At 49.5% G+C, this 22,038-nt stretch carries 19 protein-coding genes; 11 read left to right on the top strand and 8 right to left on the bottom strand.

Annotated features, from left to right (window positions below; genetic code table 11):
- Nucleotides 1–52 precede the first annotated feature (52 nt).
- Nucleotides 53–697: a UvrY/SirA/GacA family response regulator transcription factor gene (uvrY, locus tag NF212_RS07235; RefSeq protein WP_434360158.1), complete on the bottom strand. Its 645-nt coding sequence runs from the start codon at nt 695–697 to the stop codon at nt 53–55.
- Nucleotides 698–1,627: 930 nt separating this feature from the next.
- Between uvrY and NF212_RS07230 the strand changes: the two genes are divergently transcribed.
- From NF212_RS07230 to rocF, 7 genes are all read left to right on the top strand, one after another.
- Nucleotides 1,628–2,650 carry an amino acid ABC transporter substrate-binding protein gene (locus tag NF212_RS07230; RefSeq protein WP_434360156.1) on the top strand — a complete coding sequence of 341 codons (1,023 nt, stop codon included), beginning with the start codon at nt 1,628–1,630 and terminating at the stop codon, nt 2,648–2,650.
- A gap of 79 nt (nt 2,651–2,729) precedes the next feature.
- Nucleotides 2,730–3,941, top strand: a complete 1,212-nt coding sequence (locus NF212_RS07225; RefSeq protein ID WP_434360154.1) for an amino acid ABC transporter permease — start codon at nt 2,730–2,732, stop codon at nt 3,939–3,941.
- Between the two features lie 4 nt (nt 3,942–3,945).
- The gene (locus tag NF212_RS07220) at nt 3,946–5,046 is read left to right on the top strand and encodes an amino acid ABC transporter permease (protein ID WP_434360152.1); all 1,101 of its coding nucleotides are present in this window, start codon (nt 3,946–3,948) and stop codon (nt 5,044–5,046) included.
- Between the two features lie 18 nt (nt 5,047–5,064).
- Entirely contained in the window at nt 5,065–5,814 is a 750-nt protein-coding gene (locus NF212_RS07215) for an amino acid ABC transporter ATP-binding protein (protein WP_434360150.1), read from the top strand.
- Nucleotides 5,815–6,091: 277 nt separating this feature from the next.
- Nucleotides 6,092–6,757 (top strand): Bax inhibitor-1/YccA family protein, encoded by a 666-nt coding sequence (locus tag NF212_RS07210; protein ID WP_434360148.1) that lies wholly within the window; start codon nt 6,092–6,094, stop codon nt 6,755–6,757.
- A gap of 127 nt (nt 6,758–6,884) precedes the next feature.
- A complete protein-coding gene (locus NF212_RS07205) occupies nt 6,885–7,214 on the top strand; it encodes a TusE/DsrC/DsvC family sulfur relay protein (RefSeq protein ID WP_434360146.1) in 330 nt (109 codons plus the stop codon).
- Between the two features lie 247 nt (nt 7,215–7,461).
- On the top strand, nt 7,462–8,388 hold the full coding sequence (gene rocF, locus NF212_RS07200; protein ID WP_434360144.1) for an arginase: 927 nt from the start codon (nt 7,462–7,464) through the stop codon (nt 8,386–8,388).
- 83 nt (nt 8,389–8,471) lie between these two features.
- Here rocF and yccX read toward each other — a convergent pair whose 3' ends face one another.
- Nucleotides 8,472–8,744, bottom strand: coding sequence for an acylphosphatase (yccX, locus tag NF212_RS07195; RefSeq protein ID WP_434360142.1), 273 nt, complete (start codon nt 8,742–8,744; stop codon nt 8,472–8,474).
- Nucleotides 8,745–8,831: 87 nt separating this feature from the next.
- Between yccX and NF212_RS07190 the strand changes: the two genes are divergently transcribed.
- From NF212_RS07190 to NF212_RS07180, 3 genes are all read left to right on the top strand, one after another.
- On the top strand, nt 8,832–10,238 hold the full coding sequence (locus tag NF212_RS07190) for a methyl-accepting chemotaxis protein (RefSeq protein ID WP_434360140.1): 1,407 nt from the start codon (nt 8,832–8,834) through the stop codon (nt 10,236–10,238).
- Nucleotides 10,239–10,362: 124 nt separating this feature from the next.
- Nucleotides 10,363–11,550, top strand: coding sequence for a class I SAM-dependent methyltransferase (locus NF212_RS07185; protein ID WP_434360138.1), 1,188 nt, complete (start codon nt 10,363–10,365; stop codon nt 11,548–11,550).
- 135 nt (nt 11,551–11,685) lie between these two features.
- Nucleotides 11,686–12,324 carry a YccT family protein gene (locus NF212_RS07180; protein WP_434360136.1) on the top strand — a complete coding sequence of 213 codons (639 nt, stop codon included), beginning with the start codon at nt 11,686–11,688 and terminating at the stop codon, nt 12,322–12,324.
- Between the two features lie 231 nt (nt 12,325–12,555).
- Here the strand turns inward: NF212_RS07180 and NF212_RS07175 are convergent, their stop codons facing one another.
- The 5 genes from NF212_RS07175 to NF212_RS07155 form a co-directional block, all read right to left on the bottom strand.
- Nucleotides 12,556–14,457 carry a propionyl-CoA synthetase gene (locus tag NF212_RS07175; RefSeq protein WP_434360134.1) on the bottom strand — a complete coding sequence of 634 codons (1,902 nt, stop codon included), beginning with the start codon at nt 14,455–14,457 and terminating at the stop codon, nt 12,556–12,558.
- A gap of 124 nt (nt 14,458–14,581) precedes the next feature.
- Nucleotides 14,582–16,033, bottom strand: coding sequence for a bifunctional 2-methylcitrate dehydratase/aconitate hydratase (locus NF212_RS07170; RefSeq protein WP_434360132.1), 1,452 nt, complete (start codon nt 16,031–16,033; stop codon nt 14,582–14,584).
- Between the two features lie 51 nt (nt 16,034–16,084).
- Nucleotides 16,085–17,242, bottom strand: a complete 1,158-nt coding sequence (prpC, locus tag NF212_RS07165; protein WP_434360130.1) for a bifunctional 2-methylcitrate synthase/citrate synthase — start codon at nt 17,240–17,242, stop codon at nt 16,085–16,087.
- Between the two features lie 93 nt (nt 17,243–17,335).
- Nucleotides 17,336–18,202, bottom strand: a complete 867-nt coding sequence (prpB, locus tag NF212_RS07160) for a methylisocitrate lyase (RefSeq protein ID WP_434360128.1) — start codon at nt 18,200–18,202, stop codon at nt 17,336–17,338.
- Nucleotides 18,199–18,927 carry a GntR family transcriptional regulator gene (locus NF212_RS07155; RefSeq protein ID WP_434360126.1) on the bottom strand — a complete coding sequence of 243 codons (729 nt, stop codon included), beginning with the start codon at nt 18,925–18,927 and terminating at the stop codon, nt 18,199–18,201. Before NF212_RS07155 ends, prpB begins: the two co-directional genes overlap by 4 nt.
- A 447-nt stretch (nt 18,928–19,374) precedes the next feature.
- Between NF212_RS07155 and NF212_RS07150 the strand changes: the two genes are divergently transcribed.
- A complete protein-coding gene (locus tag NF212_RS07150; protein WP_434360124.1) occupies nt 19,375–21,231 on the top strand; it encodes an ABC transporter ATP-binding protein in 1,857 nt (618 codons plus the stop codon).
- 57 nt (nt 21,232–21,288) lie between these two features.
- Here NF212_RS07150 and NF212_RS07145 read toward each other — a convergent pair whose 3' ends face one another.
- Nucleotides 21,289–21,906, bottom strand: a complete 618-nt coding sequence (locus tag NF212_RS07145; protein WP_434360122.1) for a hypothetical protein — start codon at nt 21,904–21,906, stop codon at nt 21,289–21,291.
- Nucleotides 21,907–22,038: the final 132 nt, after the last annotated feature.

Below are 22,038 nucleotides of genomic sequence, written 5' to 3'. Positions count from 1 at the left end.
TGTTTATTAGATGAGTTATATCCGGCAAAACCGGCAGTAGGTTTCTGCCGGTTTACAAGCTTTCTGTATCCAGAATGCCATGTCGAATAGCCAAATGAGTCAGTTCAACATCACCTTTAATGGATAACTTTTCAAAAAGGCGGTAGCGATAGCTGTTCACTGTTTTTGGACTGAGATTGAGTTTTTCTGAAATATCAGTGACTTTCTCGCCTTTTGTGATCATCAACATGATCTGCAATTCACGTTCAGAAAGGTTCTTGAACGGGTTCTCGGCAGCTGGCGAAAACTGACTCAGTGCCATTTGCTGTGCGATTTCAGGTGAAATATAACGTTGACCTGAATGTACCTGACGAATGGCATTGACCATTTCATCCGGGCCAGCACCTTTTGTCAGATACCCCGCTGCACCCGCTTGCATCACTTTTGTCGGAAACGGATTCTCCGTATGGACGGTCAGGACGATAATTTTGATATCCGGATTGGCTCGGAGGATCTTACGTGTAGCCTCAAGGCCTCCAATACCCGGCATGTTCATATCCATCAAAACAATGTCAGCATGGGACTGACGACACCATTTGACGGCTTCTTCTCCACTGTGGGCTTCCCCTACCACTTTTATTCCACGGACATCTTCCAATAGACGTCTAATCCCTGTGCGAACCAGTTCATGATCATCGACAAGAAAAACACTGATCAAGCTATGTACTCCAAATATGAAATTGGTTTCGCATACTCTAATGGGGCTGCAACCCCATAGATCTCATAATACTTAACTTCACTTGGGTAAGTAACCAACAAAAGACCCTAGTGTGCCACAACGCACGTTTTATTGGACTTAACTGAGTTAACATTTTATTAACATAAAGGCGAAATCAGCGTCGTGCTTGGTATCGTCACCACATACAACTGCCCAGATTAGCAATCAATTTTCACTTTTTAATTATATTTCCAGACATACCCCAGTGACAATGCCCAAGTTATAAACATAGAAGTTTGATACGTTTGCGTTAATATCGATACATAAAACCTAAAAACACCAGTTAACTATTTTCCAGGGCTATATTTGCTGCCTGCGCTCATCTATTAAGACTATTTTCGCATAATAATGCATTTTATGGGAATTGAAATTCAAAGCACATATGTTCGGTATATCACCTTGTTTAAGTAGTTATAACCATAACTCTACGTAAAATCACGTACACTCAACAGACAATACGGTTGGCGAAAAATAGGAAAATAGACACTACACCGGTACCCAGACGAAAGTGCCACCCAAAATAAAACGGCACTTTCACTAAGGTTTTCCATAATTCAAAAATGCACAAATGAGTGAAATCCCCTGACAACATTGCGTAACTCAATTTCACACGTTGCAATCCATGCAACGCACTCTTTATGAAAACAAAGTTTTTAACTTCTCTTAACAAAATACGTGATCCAGTCGACGTCTGACCACTGGACGAAATACTCAAAATCTCTATACTCAGAAATGTTAAAAAAATGTGTCTTTAATCAATTATTGATTAGTCGCACGCATAATCTGCATAAGCAAACACTATACGCACCATTTTGGATTGGCCTCGAGGCAATCCTTTTACAACAACACAGGACAATACAGGAAGGAAACATGACTAAAATCAAAGCGCTTGTCGCAGCAGTAGCGGCATCTGCAGCGCTGGTTACCATGCCAGCTGCAGCAAACGAGACCTTGGATAAAGTCAAGAAACAAGGATACGTTAGCTGTGGTGTTAGTACTGGTCTTCCAGGTTTCTCCAACCCCAACGCCAAAGGCGAATGGGAAGGCATTGACGTAGAATTCTGCCAAGCGGTTGCAGCAGCCACGCTGGGCGACAAATCAAAAGTTAAATTTATCCCGCTCACTGCTAAAGAGCGTTTCACTGCGCTGCAGTCTGGTGAGATTGACATCCTCTCGCGCAACACCACCTGGACTCTTCAACGTGATACGACCCTCGGCCTCAACTTTGCCGGCGTTAACTACTATGACGGTCAGGGTTTTATGGTTAAGAAAGATCTGGGCGTGAGCAGTGCCAAAGAACTCGATGGTGCCGCTGTGTGTGTTCAGTCAGGAACCACAACTGAGCTGAACCTGGCAGATTACTTCCGTGTAAACGGTATGAGCTACGAGCCAGTGGTATTCGATACCTCTGCACAAACTTCCAAGGGCTTCGAAGCAGGTCGTTGTGACGTGCTGACCACTGACCAATCAGGTCTGTATGCTCTTCGCCTGAACCTTGCTGACCCAAACTCAGCGGTGGTTCTGCCTGAGATTATCTCCAAAGAGCCTCTGGGTCCGGTCGTTCGCCAGGGTGATGACAACTGGTTCAACATTGTTCGTTGGTCTCTGATTGCAATGGTAAACGCTGAGGAGTTTGGTGTGACGTCTGCAAACGTAGATGAAATGCTGAAATCTAACGATCCAAACATCAAGCGTCTGCTGGGTCTGGATGGTCCAAAAGGTAAAGGTCTGAACCTGTCTGATGATTGGGGCTACCAGATCGTCAAGCAGGTGGGTAACTATGGTGAAAGCTTCCAGCGCACAGTAGGCACTGACTCACCTCTCAACATCTCCCGCGGTCTGAATGCACTTTGGAACCAGGGCGGCATCATGTATGCGCCACCAATCCGCTAATGGATTGAACTGAAATCTCGACATATGTATGGAGGCACTTTGTGCCTCCTTTAAACCATGTAGGAACTGAGGTAGTTGTATGGCTCCTAATAAAACTGCCCAAGAGATAATGTCGTCCGACCGTGCTCCAGATAAAAAGCAGAGCCTTCTATACAATCCGGTCTTTAGGTCTGTCGTATTTCAGGCCTTAGCAATTGGTGGTTTGCTTTTCTTTTTCTACACGATCGTAAACAACGCGCTTGTCAATCTCGACGCCCGGGGTATTGAAACCGGATTCGACTTCCTTTCAGAGGAAGCAGGCTTTGGCATTGGCTTAACACTCGTTGAATACGATGAAACGTTCTCTTACGGCAGAACGTTCGTTGTTGGACTCCTGAACACCGCGCTTGTTTCTGTTCTCGGAATCATACTCGCGACAGTTCTGGGTTTTATCATGGGTATTGCTCGACTTTCCAGCAACTGGCTGGTGAGCCGATTCGCAGCGGTTTATATTGAAACGTTTCGTAATATCCCGCTTTTGCTTCAAATCTTCTTTTGGTACTTCGCTGTACTTCAAGCACTTCCTTCGCCCAGACAGAGTATGAGTCTTGGTGAGGCGGTGTTTTTGAACGTACGTGGGCTTTACTTCCCGGCTCCGGTTTTCGGTGATGGCGCTTCCGTAATCTTCTTCGCTTTTGCGTTGGCTGTTATCGGTGCCATTTTGTATGCTCGCTGGGCGAAGAACAAACAGAAGCTTACAGGCGAACAAAGTCCGGTTTTGGCTGTTTGTACAGCTCTAATCGTGGGCCTTCCATTGCTGATGTACTTTGTGATGGGGATGCCTGTTTCCCTTGAATACCCCGAGTTGAAAGGCTTTAACTTCCGGGGAGGCATCAGTGTTATCCCGGAACTTGCGGCCCTTGTTCTAGCGCTGTCTATCTACACCGCATCGTTCATTGCTGAAATTGTCCGCTCCGGTATTAACGCAGTAAACCACGGGCAGACAGAAGCGGCTCAAGCTTTGGGATTGCCACGAGGAAAGACATTGCGTCTGGTTGTTATCCCTCAGGCAATGAGGATTATCATCCCGCCTCTGACCAGCCAATACCTGAACCTTACCAAAAACTCATCACTCGCTATGGCAATCGGCTATCCGGACCTTGTTTCCGTGTTTGCCGGAACAACGCTTAACCAAACAGGTCAGGCAATTGAGATCATTGCCATGACAATGGCTGTTTATCTGACGCTGAGTCTTTTGACTTCACTGTTGATGAACATCTATAACGCAAAAGTGGCACTGGTGGAGAGGTAAGATCATGGCAAGGCAACACGAATTTCAACCGGATCTTCCACCTCCTGCCAATACCGTAGGTCTCGTGGGCTGGTTACGAAAAAATCTATTTTCATCCCCGGCAAACAGCATCGTCACCCTGATTCTTGCCTACCTGGCATTTCAAGGAGTTGTCTATGTCGTTAACTGGGCCTTTCTGAATGCTGATTGGGTAGGTTCCACCCGGGACGCATGCTCTCGAGAAGGCGCCTGCTGGGTGTTTATCAAGGCGCGTTTTACCCAGTTCATGTTTGGATTCTATCCTGCGGCTGAACTGTGGCGACCCAAGCTTTTCTACGCAATTTTGGCAGTGTTTGTCGTTCTGTTGGCCTATGAGAAAACGCCCCGCCGTTTCGCCATTTGGATGGTATTCGTCAATATTTTCCCATTTGTCGCAGCAGCATTGCTGTACGGTGGCATCTTTGGCATGGAAGTAGTCGATACCCACCTGTGGGGCGGCTTGCTTGTCACGTTGATCATTGCCATTGTCGGTATTGTCGTATCACTGCCTATCGGCGTCGTACTGGCACTTGGACGCCGGTCTGATATGCCAATTATCCGCAGTATCTGTACTGTCTACATTGAGGTATGGCGCGGCGTTCCACTCATCACGGTACTGTTTATGGCTTCGGTGATGCTTCCCCTGTTTATGTCAGGCGAAGCGGAAACTGACAAGCTTATCCGCGCACTTATTGGTGTAGTCATGTTCTCTTCGGCGTATATGGCTGAAGTGATACGCGGTGGCTTACAGGCCATACCAAAAGGTCAATATGAAGCAGCAGATGCACTTGGCCTGAGCTACTGGAAAAAGATGGGTTTAATCATTCTTCCTCAGGCGCTCAAGATCACCATTCCTTCGATTGTGAACACCTTTATCGGTCTGTTTAAAGATACCAGCCTGGTATTGATTATTGGCATGTTCGATGTTCTGGGAGTGGGTCAGGCTGCAACGACGGACCCCGAATGGCTGGGCTTTGCAACAGAAAGCTATGTATTCGTTGCTTTGGTGTTCTGGGTATTCTGTTTCGGTATGTCCCGTTACAGTATTTACCTGGAGAACAAGTTACACACTGGTCATAAGCGATAGGAATCAGGGAAGGCAGTTATGACAACAGATACAAATCCTGTTATCCGCATTAAGGATATGAACAAATGGTATGGCCAGTTTCATGTGTTGAAAAATATCAACCTGGAAGTCACAAAAGGCGAAAAGATCGTTATCTGTGGCCCATCCGGCTCTGGTAAGTCAACCATGATCCGCTGTATCAACCGTCTTGAAGAGCATCAAAAAGGTCAGATCATTGTCAGCGGCACTGAACTGACTGACGACCTTAAAAATATAGAAAATGTTCGGCGCGAAGTTGGCATGTGCTTCCAGCACTTCAACCTGTTTCCGCACCTTACTGTTCTGCAAAATTGCACCCTTGCACCTATCTGGGTTCAGAAAAAACCGCAGAAAGAAGCAGAAGCAATTGCAATGAAGTATCTGGAACGCGTAAAAATCCCGGATCAGGCTAACAAGTTCCCTGGACAGCTTTCCGGCGGTCAGCAACAGCGTGTGGCTATCGCCCGCTCTCTGTGTATGAGCCCGGAAGTAATGCTGTTTGATGAACCTACATCGGCACTGGATCCAGAAATGGTCCGTGAAGTGTTGGATGTTATGGTTGAACTGGCAAATGAAGGGATGACTATGCTTTGCGTAACCCACGAGATGGGCTTCGCTAAACAGGTCGCCGACCGGGTTATCTTTATGGATGCTGGTGAGATCATCGAAGAAAACAATCCAACCGACTTCTTCGAAAACCCACAGTCAGATCGGACCCAGTTGTTCCTCAGCCAGATTCTCCACCATTGATTAAAAGCACTATTCAAGAGGGGCATCACGAAATGCCCCTCTTTTCTTGCAATTATTCAATGCTTTGACCACTGAGAATTTGATATATTCCGGATATACCTGTTGCACATATTTCCTGGTAACAAGTATTTACAACTTATCAATAACAAACACTTCGCTTTTCGCTATGATTTTAGCTAAGGCAGTTTGTAAAATTTAAGTGGTGGGCTTGAACCATAATGATTAAGCCACCATATTAGTGCTAATAGATTGGAACTAACCCTAAGGGGAGAGCGTTATGAATCCACGTGTCGATTCTGGTTATCAAACCAGTGAAGGCGTACTGTCAACAAACCGCGTACTGCGTAATACCTATTTTCTGTTGGGTCTCACGCTGGCTTGGTCTGCACTTGTAGCCGGCACGGCGATGGCGCTGAACCTGCCATACCCAGGCATCATCATTACATTGGTTGGTTTTTACGGCCTGCTTTTCCTGACCGAAAAGAACCGTAACAACAGTATGGGTCTGGTATTTACTTTCCTGTTTACCGGTTTCCTGGGTTATACCCTGGGACCAATCCTGAACATGTATATTGGTGCTGGCCTCGGTTGGGCAATTGCTCCGGCGCTAGGCGGTACAGCCCTGACCTTCATGGCGTGTTCAGCTTACGCATTGACAACCAAGCGTGACCTGTCTTTCCTCGGTGGAATGCTGATGGCAGGTTTTGTGGTTCTGCTGGTTGGTGTGATTGCTAATATGTTCCTGCAGATGCCAATGATTTCACTGGCACTGAGTGGCCTGTTTGTGCTGTTCTCAACCGGTGCAATCCTGTTGACTACCCAGCAAATCATTCGTGGTGGTGAGACTAACTACATCTCCGCTACCATCACTCTGTACGTATCTATCTACAACCTGTTCCTGAGCCTGCTTCAACTGATTGGCTTCATGGGCGGTGACGATTAATCGTCAAACCAATTATAAGAAAAGCACCTGCGGGTGCTTTTTCTTTATCTGTACACCAGAAACACTTTACGCCTCTCCGTATACAGCATTATCCTTTGCTGCGAGTAACGCACCACAGAGGTAAAACATGCTGATTGCAAATGGCAAAGAAATCGAAACTGATTCCCAGGGCTACCTGAAAGACATTCACGACTGGGATGAAACACTGGTTCCGGTTTTGGCTGAACAGGAAGGGATCGAGCTGACTGACGCCCATTGGGAAGTTATACACTTTGTACGGGAGTTCTATCAGGAGTTTAATACTTCACCGGCTATCCGCATGTTAGTAAAGGCAATGGGTCAAAAATATGGCCCGGACAAAGGCAGCAGCCGTTACCTTTACAAACTCTTCCCTAAGGGACCAGCGAAGCAAGCAACGAAACTGGCAGGGCTCCCTAAGCCAGTAAAATGTATTTAAGCAAAGTGCACTTTGCCGGATAAAAAGAAGTGGGCTTTTCACCCGCTTCTTTTTCTTTTACGCTTACCCCATCCCATCATTCATACACCCAGCCTTCTACCTCAACACGGTCTGTTTCTTCAGTGAGAATCTGTTACTGCTTTCATTAGTTGGCTTTGGCTTCTTTCCACTTTTTCCTGAGTAGCAATTATTATTTAAATTCAGCCATATTATGGAAATGTGCGCGGGCAGGAACGGAGGGAAGATTTTGAAAAAACAACCAGAAAAACCTATTCAAATTATCGGCGTTCCCTTGGATTTAGGGGCTTCTCGCCGGGGAACTGATGGCGGGCTTTCCGCAGTTCGTATAGCAGGATTGAGAGAACAATTGAGACACTTGGGGTATCAGGTCTTACAGGACATCGATATTCCCGTCCCTTCCCAAGAGTCCAGGCCGGTTAACACGATCAGCGAAATGCGATTCAGGGGCGAGATACTGCAAGTTTGCCAAGATCTCGCCACTGTGACTCAAGATGCCCTGGCAAAGGGTGGCATCCCCTTGGTGGTCGGGGGTGACCACTCGATAGCAATGGGCTCCATCTCTGGAATTGCTGACTATTACCAACAGCAAAATAAAGACTTAGGGTTAATTTGGTTTGATGCTCATGCGGATATGAATATTCCAGGAATTTCACCGTCTGGCAATGTACATGGGATGCCTCTTGCTCACTTGCTCGGCTACGGGGACAAGGCATTCACCGGCATTCTCAGCCAAAATACAAAGATAAAACCGGAAAATGTTGTTCTCGTTGGTGTCAGGGACATTGATTCAAAAGAAAAGGAACTCATTAAACAATCTGGCATCAACGTCTATAGCATGCGTGATATTGACGAGCTGGGAATGAGCCGAGTCAGTGATGAGATCATTGAAATAGTGACGAAAAACACTGCGGGCTTCCATATCAGTTTCGACGTTGATGGTTGTGACCCCGAAGTAATGCCGGGATCCGGCACATTGGTACCAGGGGGAGTTTCCTATCGCGAGGCCCATTTACTCCTTGAAAAATGCGCAGAGACTCAACAAATGACCTCCATGGATCTGGTGGAGTTGAATCCATTTTTGGATAGAGGGAATGTCTCTGCAGAACGAGCGGTCTCTCTTGTTCTCAGCGCCTTTGGCCTCACGGTTATTTGACCCGAATGTAAGTGGCTTTTCTTATTTCCAACAGATACCTAAACGAATAGGAAAATGCGGGCGGGTTGCCCGCTTTTGCTTACTCACCGGATACTGAAACCTTCAACATGTCGCCAGTCAACTTCTTCTGTTTCAAGATGATCCACGGTTGCGGTTCTGGGCCCGTTTTCCAGCCACCTTAACAACACCTGAACGTCTGACTGTTGCCCACAAGCCAGCACTTCGACATCACCATCAGCCAGGTTTTTGGCATAACCGGTTAAACCCAGTTTCAACCCTTCATGCGCAGTGTGATATCGAAACCCCACCCCCTGAACATGGCCAGAAACCTTAGCTAGCACACATATGCGTGACATTCGTCACCTCCTGAGTGTTCACTTAAATGCCTATGCATGTAAATACATTACACTGCTCACACTAATCTAGCAGTACGGGTCTATCTAATGAAAGAAATAGCTTTTCGATGGATCGATAAATACCTGATCCACCTTACTCTCCAGGAAAAATTCTACCTGATTTTTGTCTCCCCCATCATCGCACTGTTGGCAGTCGCAATGATGCTCTACAGCGCATCGGACAACCGCCACAACACGTTGCTGGAGAACGAGGCAAAGGCTATCAGCCAAATTCTAAGCCAATATGACATTCCAGAACGGGATGCAGCCAGGTTACTTGCCAACTCTTCATTTGTAACTGGTGGAACCCATGGCGACATCAGCCTTCCTGTCAACGGTCAGTCTTACAGCATCAATGTTGTCAAAAATGATAGCCTTCTGGAATATGTGACAACGTCACACCTTGTAATGACGTCAGTTTTGCTATTCGTTATGCTGATGCTGGTTTACTACACCATGACGTTTATCGGCGGTGCTATGTACTCCACTTACAGCGCCCTGAAAAAACTGGCGGATGGCGACCTGACAAGCCGGTTGAACTTTTACCCGGTAAGGGATGAGTTCAGCACCATCGCTATCACAATCGACAAAGTTGCCGAGCGTGAAAATGAACTTGTACTGGCGACACGGCAGGCGAACGCAATGCTGGACAGCCTTTCCCAGGATTTGATGGCACGAAGTAAGCAAAGCGAAAAACTGGCCGACTCACAACAGCAATACCTGAATTCACTGGCAAGCGCGACAGAAGAGATGGCTGGTTCTATTCGCACGGTGGCAGGCAATGCCCAGAACACCTCAGACGAAACCCTGCAAGCCACCGATGCATCGCGCCATGGGCGTCAGCAGGTTGCTGACACCCTAACAGCAATGAAAGCCCTCAGTGAAGAAATTTCAGAAGCTGCCAGTGCTGTCGTTACCCTTGATGAAAAAGCAGGCCAAATCGATTCAGTCGTTGCGACAATCCAAAGCATCTCCCAGCAGACCAACCTGCTCGCTTTGAATGCTGCTATTGAAGCAGCACGAGCTGGTGAGCAGGGACGGGGTTTTGCCGTTGTTGCTGATGAAGTGCGCACGCTCGCCAGCAGAACACAGGATGCGACCGTTGAGATCCAGAAGATGATTGAAGCCCTTCAGGCCAACAGCCAGCACCTTAAAACGGTTATGGAAGATACCGTACACAATGCTGACAACAGTGAATCCCTCATGCAGCACATTGATGCAGAAATCAGCCAGATAACCGACCGAAGCCAGAATATTGCCGACCGCAGCGCAGAAATTGCAGCAGCGGCTGAGCAGCAGGGCGGAGTGGCAGAAAACATCGCCTCAGATGTAGAACATGTCCGCACCCAGGCAAACCAGATAACTGAAATGATGCACCAGACAGCCGACGACATAGCTGCCCTGAGTGATCAAGCAAGTAAACTGCAAACACTGATGGATGGCCTCAAGGCCTGATATGGTAACTCCACATGCCGAGACTTACACTCGGCATGTTTCCCCCGCACTTTACCGGTTTGCAAAATCCCCGCGCTTCCCCGACAATACGCACCCTCCAAACTACAACTAACAGAGAATCATCATGGTTGCGTCAGTTTATCTGGTGAAAGGACGTGAAAAGTCAGTCCTGCGCCGTCATCCCTGGATTTTTTCCCGTGGTATCCAGAGAGTAGAAGGCAAGCCTTCCCTCGGTGAGACCGTGGACGTATTCGATCACCAGGGCAAATGGCTGGCTCGTGGGGCATTTTCCCCAAACTCCCAGATCCGCGTACGTATCTGGACCTTTGAAGACGAAGCCATTGATACCGCGTTCTTTGTTAAGCGTATTAATGATGCTCAGGCACTGCGCAATTCAATCATCGCACGTGACGGGCTGACAGGTTACCGTCTGATTGCCGCCGAATCTGACGGCCTTCCGGGTATCACCATTGACCGTTACGACAACTTCCTGGTTTGCCAACTTTTAAGTGCCGGTGCAGAAGCACAGAAAGACGCATTGGTCGAGGCACTCAAAACCTGCTTCCCAGATTGCAATATCTATGAGCGCTCCGACGTTGCAGTGCGTAAGAAAGAAGGCTTGAAACTGCGTACCGGTGTCCTGCACGGTGAAGCCCCTTCAGATCATGTACTCATCGAAGAAAACGGTATCAAGATCGGTGTAGACATTGCCGGCGGACATAAAACCGGTTTTTACCTCGACCAGCGCGACAGCCGTCAGGCTGCCGTGAAATACGTTGATGGCAAACGTGTCCTGAACTGCTTCTGTTATACCGGCGGTTTCGGCTTGTATGCTCTGAAAGGTAATGCTGCGGAAGTCATTAACGTTGACGTTTCCCAGCCAGCGCTTGACCGCGCCAAGCAGAACGCAGAAACCAATGGTTTCGACCTGTCTCGCGCACAGTTCCTGAACGCTGATGTGTTCAAGTTGCTGCGAGATTACCGCGATGCCGGTGAGCTGTTTGATGTCGTCATCATGGACCCGCCAAAGTTTGCAGAATCTAAAGCACAATTGACTGGGGCATGCCGTGGCTACAAAGATATCAACATGCTGGCGATGCAAATCCTCAAGCCGGGTGGCACACTGCTTACCTACTCATGCTCAGGCCTGATGGACCAGAACCTGTTCCAGAAAATCATTGCCGATGCTGCTTTGGATGCCCACCGCAAGGTGATGTTTACCGAACGGTTCGCACAGGCCGCCGATCACCCGGTCGACAGTGCTTACCCAGAAGGTTTCTACCTCAAAGGATTTGCCTGTACAGTGGTCTGATTATCCTGGCCCACTAGCCTGACTTATTCTCAACCCCGGTACGTTCTTTCAGACGGCCGGGGTTTTATTTTTCCATCGAATCAATACGGTGTAGCATATGTGCCAAATTTAATGCTCCACCAAAAGGACATAATAATGAAAAAGGCTATTCTCGCAGGTGCTATTGTTGCTGCAACTGCTTTTCCTGCTGCTGCCCAGGTTGATTTGAAACTAAACCAGAATGTCGATCTTCTGGTTGTAAACGGAAAAGAATATTCCCGTCCAATGTTTGACCAAAATGCTGATGTAGTCCTGCCTGATGGTACCCAGCAAATCGCATTCCGTTATGTCACCGCATTTCGCAGCGGAAAAAACCAGACTAACTTTGAGTCTGATGTGATTGTTGCCAAGTTCGACGCCACCGATACCAGTGTCAGTTTCAAATTCCCGGAGTTCCGCCGTATTGACGAAGCGAAGGCATTCAATAAAGACCCACAATGGGGCTTGGTTAATGGTGAAGGCGAAGCAATTGGATTCACTCAGGGCAAACTGATTAACCATGGTGTACAAATCGGCCGTGATTTGGTGTCAGAACTGTCTCGGTTTAACGCAGAAGACCATCCTGCTTCCCTGCATACTGTAACGATCACGTTGCCTGACAACGTCGGTAATGCAACAACACCTGTAACGGTAAAAGATGGTGAGAATGTAGCTGAAGAGATGCTGTTGTTTTGGTACAACAAGGCAGATGATGCAACCAAGGCCCGTTTTAAGGCATACGTAAACCAGAACTAAAAAAACCGGCTCCCTGCCCTGTGGGTAGCGGACAAGAAACCGGTGCCAGAAAACTGGAAGTAACGAATAACCCTACCGCTACTCATTTGCGAAGTTTGTGCCAGTTTCTCCCAATCAGGAGAAAACCTTGTTTAACAGGTGATCGCAACGGATAAGGTTATACGTTAAAGAACGATGTCTGAAAAAGGTGCCCCATATACATGCAGGTTTGCCTGCCTATGGGGCATTTTTTTACCTCAGTGCATTAGATACTTCATCCAGGCTGCTCGGATCGTCAATGGTTGAGGGAACGGTGTAGCTTTCACCGTCCGCAATCTGGCGAAGGATCCGACGAAGGATTTTTCCGGAACGGGTTTTAGGTAACCGGCTCACTACCACTGCTCGCTTAAAACAGGCCACCGCACCTATCTGCTGACGCACCTTTTCCACCAGCTCAGCTTCAATCGATCCATTGTCTGAATGGTAGCCATCTTTCAGTACTACCAATCCCAGCGGCATCTGGCCTTTGAGGTCATCATGAATACCGATTACCGCACATTCCGCCACTGCTTCATGACCGCCAACGACCTCTTCCATTTCTCCCGTTGAAAGACGATGTCCGGCAACGTTTATAACATCATCAATCCGGCCCATCACAAACAGGTAGCCATCTTCGTCGATATAGCCGCCGTCACCGGAGACGTAATATCCCGGGAATTGGCTAAGATAGCCGGTTTCAAACCTGTCGTGGTTACGCCAGACCGTCGGCAAACAACTTGGCGGCATAGGGCGTTTAATCGCTATATAGCCCTGCTGCCCGGCGGGTACCGGTTCGCCCGCTTCATTCAGTACTTCAACCTGGTAACCCGGTGTGGGTTTGGTAGAGGAGCCCGGTTTGATTTCAAAGGATTCCACACCGAGCGGGTTAGATGAAATCGCCCAGCCGGTTTCTGTTTGCCACCAGTGGTCAACAACCGGACGGCCGGTCTTTTCTTCTACCCACTCCAGTGTCGGCGGATCCAGACGCTCCCCGGCCATGAATATCTGCCGCAGAGAATCCATAGGAAATTGGTTCAGATGCTTCCCGTCCGGATCTTCTTTCTTGATAGCCCGGAAAGCCGTTGGCGCAGAGAAAAGAATCGACACACCATACTCATCACAGACCCGCCAGAACGCGCCCGGATCCGGTGTGCGAACCGGTTTGCCTTCAAACATGATGGTGGTACAGCCATGAATCAGAGGAGCGTAAACGATGTAGGAGTGCCCTACTACCCAACCTACGTCAGAGGCAGCCCAATAAACTTCGCCCGGTGTCACATTATAAATGGCGTCCATGCTGTACTTCATGGCAACTGCATGCCCGCCATTGTCTCGCACGACTCCTTTCGGCTTGCCGGTGGTGCCCGATGTATAAAGGATATAGAGCGGATCCGTGGCGTTGACCGGTGTACACCCTACCGGCTCAGAATTGGCAAGCAGTGCCGACCAGTCCCGATCTCTTTCATGGTCAAGCGAAGCCCGGCATTCATTACGCTGCCACACAACAACGTTGTCCGGTTTCCAGCGGCTGTCCATCACCGCTTTGTCCACCAAAGGTTTATAGGCGATAACTTTTTCTATCTCTATCCCGCATGATGCCGTCAGCAATACCTTTGGCTCGGCATCTTCAATCCGCACCGCAAGTTCATGGGGAGCAAAGCCTCCGAAAACTACCGAGTGAATCGCCCCAAGCCGGGCGCAGGCCAGCATCGCAATGGCGGCTTCGGGAATCATTGGCATATAGATAACCACCCGGTCACCTTTGCCAACGCCAAGGTCTGCCAACATACCCGCGGTTTTTGCCACCTGATCTCTCAGGGCCAGGTAGCTGTAACGGGCTTTCTTTCCGGTTACCGGGGAGTCATAAATCAGGGCAGTCTGGTCAGCTCGGCCATTTTCAACATGGTAGTCCAGCGCCAGGTAGGCGGTATTCATCTGGCCGTCAGCAAACCAGCGGTCTATACCGTTTTCATCTTTGGACAGGATGGTTTCCGGGAATTGGAACCACTCCAGTTTTTGCGCCTGCTGGCGCCAGAAGTCTTCAGGGTGTTCTGCAGCAAAGCGAAATGTTTCCTGGTAATTCGCCCCTGCTGGTAACGCGCGTGTAGATGGCATAACAGCGTCCTCATTGAAGTCCGGCCGGAATCCTTCTCCGGCCGGGATATTCGTACCAACCAGACTGATTAATCCAATTGGTATCAGGATGCGTCTTTAGCGCATTTGAGTAATTTCTGATGGGTTAATTAATAGCAAACAGGTCCATAAACTCGTGAACCGGGGTAGCTTCCAGTTTTTCCTGATCCAGGCAGAGGTCAAAGATCGTCTGACAAGTGCCCTGTGGGAAGCGGGTTTGCAGGTTACGCATGAACTTACGCTCCAGTACCGGGATACCTTCTTCACGGCGACGACGGTGGCCGATTGGGTACTCAACTTCCACTTTCTCTGTGCTCGAGCCGTCTTTGAAGAACACCTGGATAGCATTGGCAATCGAACGCTTGTCTGACTCCAGGTACTCGGCGCTGTAGCGCTTATCTTCCTGAATCACCATTTTCTCGCGAAGCGCATCAATTCGCGCATCACCTTTATGGAAGCTGTCTTCATAGTGCTCTGCCACCAGATCCCCGTAGAGAAGCGGGACGGCAATCATGTACTGCAGGCAGTGATCACGGTCAGCCGGGTTTGCCAGATCCCCCACTTTGGAAATGATGCGGATAGCCGATTCGTGCGTGGTGACTTCGATGCGGTCAATCTCATCAACACGGTTTTTCACCGCATCGTGCAGGGTAACAGCACATTCCACAGCCGTCTGCGCATGGAATTCAGCCGGGAAGGAAATCTTGAACAACACGTTTTCCATTACATAGCTGTTAAACGGCTGGTTAACCTTGAAAGACTCACCTTTGAACAGCACATCGTAATAACCCCACTTCGGCGCAGTCAGTACGGAAGGCAGACCCATTTCACCTTTCATAGTGATCATAGCAAGACGCACAGCACGGGATGTTGCATCACCTGCTGCCCAGGATTTACGTGACCCCGCGTTGGGTGCATGGCGGTATGTACGCAGTGAGCATCCGTCGACCCATGCCTGAGACAGCGCATCAATGATTTGATCACGGCTGCCGCCAAGCATCTTGGTAACAACGGCGGTAGATGCCACACGCACCAGCAATACGTGGTCGAGACCTACGCGGTTATAGCTGTTTTCAAGTGCCAGTACACCCTGGATTTCATGGGCTTTGATCATCGCCGTCAGCACATCACGCATGGTGAGCGGCTGGTTACCCTGTGAAACCGCAACCCGGCTGAGGTAATCTGCGGTTGCCAGGATTCCGCCGAGGTTATCTGACGGGTGTCCCCACTCCGCTGCCAGCCAGGTGTCATTGAAATCGAGCCAGCGAATCATACAACCGATATTAAACGCGGCCATTACCGGGTCCAGTTCATGGGACGTCCCAGGAACACGGGCACCGTTTCGGACAGTCGTACCCGGAACAATCGGCCCCATATGTTTAGTGCACTCAGGGAAGCGCAGGGCCAGAAGGCCACATCCCAGCGTATCCATCAGGCAGTTACGCGCTGTGTCATACGCCTCCTGAGAATTCACTTCCAGGGTATCGACATAATCGGCAATGGTGACAAGCAGTTCATCCGGCTGTGGGCGTTCATTCAAATCTACGTTGTTGCTCATTCTTATCAGTCCTTTGTCTCTAAAGTCATTTCTGTTTGTTGTTTGCTGCGCTCAGTCACGCTCTTCAATAGGGACCCATGCCTGATATTCGGGGCCGGTATAGTCCGCGCTCGGGCGGATGATCCGGTTGTTGGCGCGCTGCTCAAACACATGTGCTGCCCAGCCGGTTACGCGGCTCATGACAAAAATCGGTGTAAACAGCTTGGTCGGGATATCCATGAAGTGATAGGCAGAAGCATGGAAAAAGTCGGCATTAGGGAACAGTTTCTTCTCCCGCCACATGACTTCTTCTACGCGGACAGATACCGGGTACAGGCGCTCGTCACCTACATCCTCCGCCAGTTTCTCTGACCAGGCTTTAATAAGGGCATTACGCGGATCTGAAGTTCGGTAGATGGCGTGGCCAAAGCCCATCACTTTGGCTTTATTGGCGAGCATATCCATCAGCTCGCGCTCCGCGTGATCCGGGTTGTCCCACTGTTCAATCATGTCCATTGCCGCCTCGTTTGCACCACCATGTAATGGACCACGAAGCGTACCGATAGCACCGGTAATACAAGAATAAAGGTCTGAAAGCGTCGAAGCGCAGACACGGGCGGTAAAGGTGGACGCATTGAACTCATGCTCTGCATACAGAATCAGTGAGCAGTGCATAACGTTCTTGTGGAGTTCAGACGGTGTTTTGTCTGTCAGCATTTCCAGGAAATACCCTCCCAAGGTAGTAAGCTCACTGGCTGCCGTGTTAATGCGTACTCCATCATGGCTGAAGCGGTACCAGTAACAAATGATACCGGGCAGCTTGGCCAGCAGGCTGTCTGCAATATCTTCCTGCTGGGAAAAATCTTCTTCTTGCTGCAAGTTCCCTAACATAGAACAACCGGTGCGCATCACATCCATCGGGTGCGCATCAGCCGGGATCTGTTCCAGCGCCGAGCAAAGGGGCTGAGGCAGGCCACGCAGTGCTTTGAGCTTGGTTTTGTAGCCATCCAGTTCCTGCTGGTTTGGCAATTTCCCTTTCAGCAGCAGGTAAGCCACTTCTTCAAATTCAGCATGGGCAGCCAATTCAGAAATGTCATATCCACGGTAAGTGAGGCCACTGCCGGATTTGCCAACTGTACACAGTGCAGTTTCCCCTGCGCTCTGACCACGCAGCCCTGCACCTCCCAGTGCTTTTCCTTCTTTTTTATCTGCTACGGCCGAAGTAGACATAGCGGACTCCTTGTATTCACGTTTTGGATTGAGGGTTTATTTTGTTATTGGTGCTTTTATTAAATGAATCGCAACTCTGGCGTATTGGTTTTGTTATTTGCCAAACAGCGCATCCAGCTTTTGTTCGTAATCGTGGTAATTAAGAAAATCGTAAAGGTCATTGCGGGTTTGCATGGTATCCACCACGTCCCTCTGATGACCGTCATTTAAAAGGTGTTGGTAGACATTCAGCGCCGCGAGGTTCATCGCCCGGAATGCAGACAGCGGATACAGCACCATGTCGACCCCGCACTCAGCCAATTCTTCACAGCTGAAAAGTGGCGTCTGTCCGAACTCAGTGATATTCGCCAGCACCGGCACCTTCACCGCTTTTACAAACTGCTGGTATTGCTCCAGTGTGTGCATCGCCTCCGGAAAGATCATGTCTGCACCGGCTTCAACACACGCTACTGCGCGTTCGATCGCTGCATCCATGCCATCCACAGCCAAGGCATCGGTACGGGCCATGATGACGAAATCACTGTCGTTGCGCGCATCGACGGCTGCTTTTACCCTGTCGACCATTTCACCCTGACTGACAATGGCTTTGTTCGGGCGGTGACCGCAGCGCTTCTGGGCTACCTGGTCTTCGATATGCACAGCCGCAGCGCCGGCTTTTTCCATTTCTCGGATTGACCGGGCAATGTTGAACGCACCACCGAAGCCTGTATCAATATCCACCAGCAAGGGCAACGAAGAGGCCGCAGTGATCCGGCGGACATCTTCCAGCACATCATTCAGCGAAGTCATTCCCAGATCAGGCAGACCGTAAGAGGCATTGGCTACCCCGCCACCGGAGAGGTAAATGGCCTGGTGACCGGTTTTTTCGGCCATCATGGCACAGTAAGCATTAACGGTACCGACCACCTGCAAAGGGTGGTTGTCAGCAACCGCCTGTCGGAATTTGGCTCCGGGTGTCATGATGCTTTCTCCTTTTCATCATTGAGTTGTAATTCGATAAGTTGCCGGCTGCGCTGGATATGGCGGCGCATCAGCATTTCCGCGAGCTCTCCGTCCCTCTCGCGAATGGCTTCAAGAATATGGATGTGTTCTTTCAGGGCATTCACCGGACGTGAATGGGACCTCGGCGACTGGTAACGGTACATACGTAGTTGGTGGTACAGCTCATCGCACAACAGGCTGATAAGTTTTCGGTTACCACTGGCTTTGATAATTCGGTAATGGAAATCAAAGTCACCTTGCTGGTGAAAATATGAAGCACCGTCCACTTCCTGTATATGCCTGCTGTGCTTGTCGAGAAGTGTTGTAAGCGCCTCGATTTCGCTGTCAGTCATGTTCTCGCACGCCAGCCTTGCTGCCATGCCTTCAAGGCTTTCCCGCACCGCATAAATGTCACACAGTTGTTGAAGTGAAAGAGTAATAACCCTGGCACCTACGTGCGGGATACGCTCAACCAATCCAAGTGACTCCACACGCATCATCGCTTCACGGAGGGGCCCGCGGCTGACACTGTATTTTTTGGCCAGCTCTGGTTCAGAAATCTTGCTTCCTGCTGGAAAATCCCCGCACACAATGGCTTCTACCAGCCACTCGGTCAGGCTTGCCGATTTGGTCTGTTCCTTTGTATCCCCGGACACTGTCGATGTGTCCTGGCCCTTTTTTGTGTCGACAATATGTGTATCCATACCCTAAACCGAAATCAAATGTGTCTACAATGTTGCAATCATGTATATAATATAGCCACTACATTGATACATTACAAGCAACATTGTTGACAATATGAATATGACCTTAGTCTAGATTGTCGACAATCACGTGTATTTAATCAGGGAACGCGCAAAGATAAGCGAAGGTGAGAAATCGGCTAGACGTTGGAGATTTAAGAAAGTTAGATGAAGTTTGGCGGCTGCAGTAACACGCTGATGGATAACCCTGGTTCAACTGTGCTATGTTCTCTCCTCATCTGCGATATTTGGTTGATAAAACGTCGACATAACCAAGGATCGGGGTCGCAGTGTCGCCTTCATTCCGCGTCAGCTCATACCCTGATCCAGAAAAACAAGTCGAAACTTCCAACCAGTTAACCGGCCACTCCGGCTGGCTCGCACCTGTCTACCTTCTCGGAAAATCACATGCTATTTAAACGTTTTGAAAGCCTGACGTCCGCTTTCCCTCCGGAGCAGCCTACGCAGCCACCCGAAGGGATATTTGCCTTTTGCCGTCATTACACCAAAGGCTTTGAAAAACCACTGCTGGCAATGACCATTCTTGGCGCCATTATCGCTATGCTGGAGGTCTCACTGTTTGGCTTTATGGGCCAGATGGTGGACTGGCTGTCAAATCATGACAAAGCGACATTCCTTGCAGAAGAAGGCTGGACGCTGTTTGGCTGGAGTGTCCTTATTCTGGTAGGTATTCCAATCTTGCTGCTGGTTCACAACCTGCTGGTTCACCAGACGCTTCTGGGTAACTACCCGATGGCTATTCGCTGGCTGGCACACCGGTTCCTGCTGCGCCAGAGCGTGAGCTTCTATCAGGATGAGTTTTCCGGGCGTATCGCCACCAAAGTGATGCAAACTGCGCTGGCAGTGCGCGAATCCGTTATGAAACTGGCCGATGTCGCCGTCTATATCTCGGTCTATTTCCTCGCAATGCTGGTGATGATTGGCAGCGCAGATTTGCGCCTGATGTTGCCGCTGTTGCTTTGGCTTTTAGCCTATATCGGCATCCAGCTGTATTTTGTGCCGCGCCTGAAGGCCGTTTCCCAGGAGCAGGCTGATGCCCGCGCCACCATGACCGGACGGATTGTCGACAGCTACACCAACATCAATACCGTTAAGCTCTTCTCACACACTGCCAGGGAATCAGACTATGCCGAAGAAGGCATGAAAGGATTCCTCGATACCGTTCACCGCCAGATGCGTCTGGTAACCGCTTTTTCAATGTGTGTGGAATTTGCCAACTACGTCCTGGTATTTGCGATTTCCGGCATTTCCATCTGGCTGTGGCTCCATGATGCGATTTCCATTGGTGCTATTGCTGTTGCTGTGAGCCTTGCGCTTCGTATCAACGGTATGTCCCACTGGATCATGTGGGAAGTTGGTGCGCTGTTTGAAAACCTCGGTACCGTCGTAGACGGCATGAAAACGCTCGCCAAGCCGGTCGCCATTGAAGACAAGCCGGATGCCAGCGACATGGAAGTGACAGACGGTAACATCCACTTCAAAGACATCAGCTTCCATTACGGAGAGAAAAAAGGCGTGATTGACCACCTGGACCTGAATATCAAGCCGGGTGAGAAAGTGGGCCTGGTCGGGCGTTCCGGAGCCGGGAAGTCTACGCTGGTTAACTTGCTTTTGCGTTTCCACGATGTTGAAAAAGGCAGTGTACTGATTGACGGCCAGAATGTGTCCGACGTAACGCAGGACTCTCTGCGGGCACAAATTGGTATGGTGACTCAGGATACCTCCCTGCTCCACCGCTCTATCCGGGAGAACATCCTTTACGGCCGCCCTGATGCCACAGAGGAAGAACTGCTGACAGCCAGCCACCGTGCCCACGCACACGAGTTTATCAACGACCTCACCGATCCTTTCGGCAACAGCGGTTATGATGCCCAGGTCGGTGAGCGCGGCGTGAAGCTCTCGGGTGGTCAGCGCCAACGTATTGCCATTGCCCGTGCACTATTGAAAGACGCACCAATACTGGTACTGGACGAAGCGACATCCGCGCTGGACTCAGAGGTCGAGGCTGCAATTCAGGAAAGCCTCTATCAATTGATGGAAGGTAAAACGGTGATTGCCATCGCCCACCGACTCTCTACCATCGCCCAGATGGATCGCCTGGTCGTCCTCGATCAGGGCCGGATTGTAGAACAGGGAACTCACCAAGAGTTAGTTGAAGGCTGTGGTATCTACGCCCAGCTTTGGGCACACCAGACCGGTGGGTACATCGGCTGCGAAGATGCGCAGGAAAAACAGAGCGCCTGATTGGCGAACTAAACGACTAAGGGGTAGCAAGTGCTACCCCTTTTTATCCCAAACACATTAACCCCGAAATCTGCGCCGGGCAAACACCAAACCGGCCAGCCCAAATAAAAATACGACGAAGACACCCGGCTCACTGACCTTGGAGGGCGGCAACCGGCAGGTATTTTGGTTAAGTACCCGCGTGGTGTAAGTGCCATCAAGGTTACCTGACAACACGCAATTGATGTTAATCAGCGTATCATTATTCGGTTCTGGCCCGTTAAATTCATATTGCAGCGTGTTCACACCAAGTGAGTTGTCGACATAATAAGGGCCAAACTGCCCTACCGTCAGGCCGTTATTCCCTATCACCGCGACATAGTCCCCCACAGGATAGTTAGCAATTTGAGGCTCTGCACCTACCGTAAGGTCTGACGCAAATACATTGCTGAACGTTCCATCATCAAGGTAGATCACCATATCCAGATCGGAGCCAAGAATCGGTGTTATATCGTTTGCCTGAATAAAATTCGTATTGGGACCAACGCCTGTAAAGGAGAAAAACCACAGGTCAACCGTGGTATTCACACCGTCAGATTCCAGAGCATCCGCTTCCAGAAACACCGCCTTAGCCGGCAGTGAAAACAGTAGAAATAGAGAAAAGAGAAAATGAATTGGAGATAGCCGCGTGTTCATGGTTCACCGTCCTGGGTATTGGAATGCACCATAGGGAATGCCTATCAACAAGACGCAAGGAATATGCCGGGCCTTCAGCAGCTTGATATCGTGTTCGTTTTCATTTTCGAAAAGATGTTCCAATTTCAAGTT

This window comes from Parasalinivibrio latis (assembly GCF_036825535.1).
GTDB classification, from domain to species: Bacteria; Pseudomonadota; Gammaproteobacteria; order Enterobacterales; family Vibrionaceae; genus Parasalinivibrio; species Parasalinivibrio latis.
This window is presented reverse-complemented; position numbering and strand designations above follow the sequence as displayed.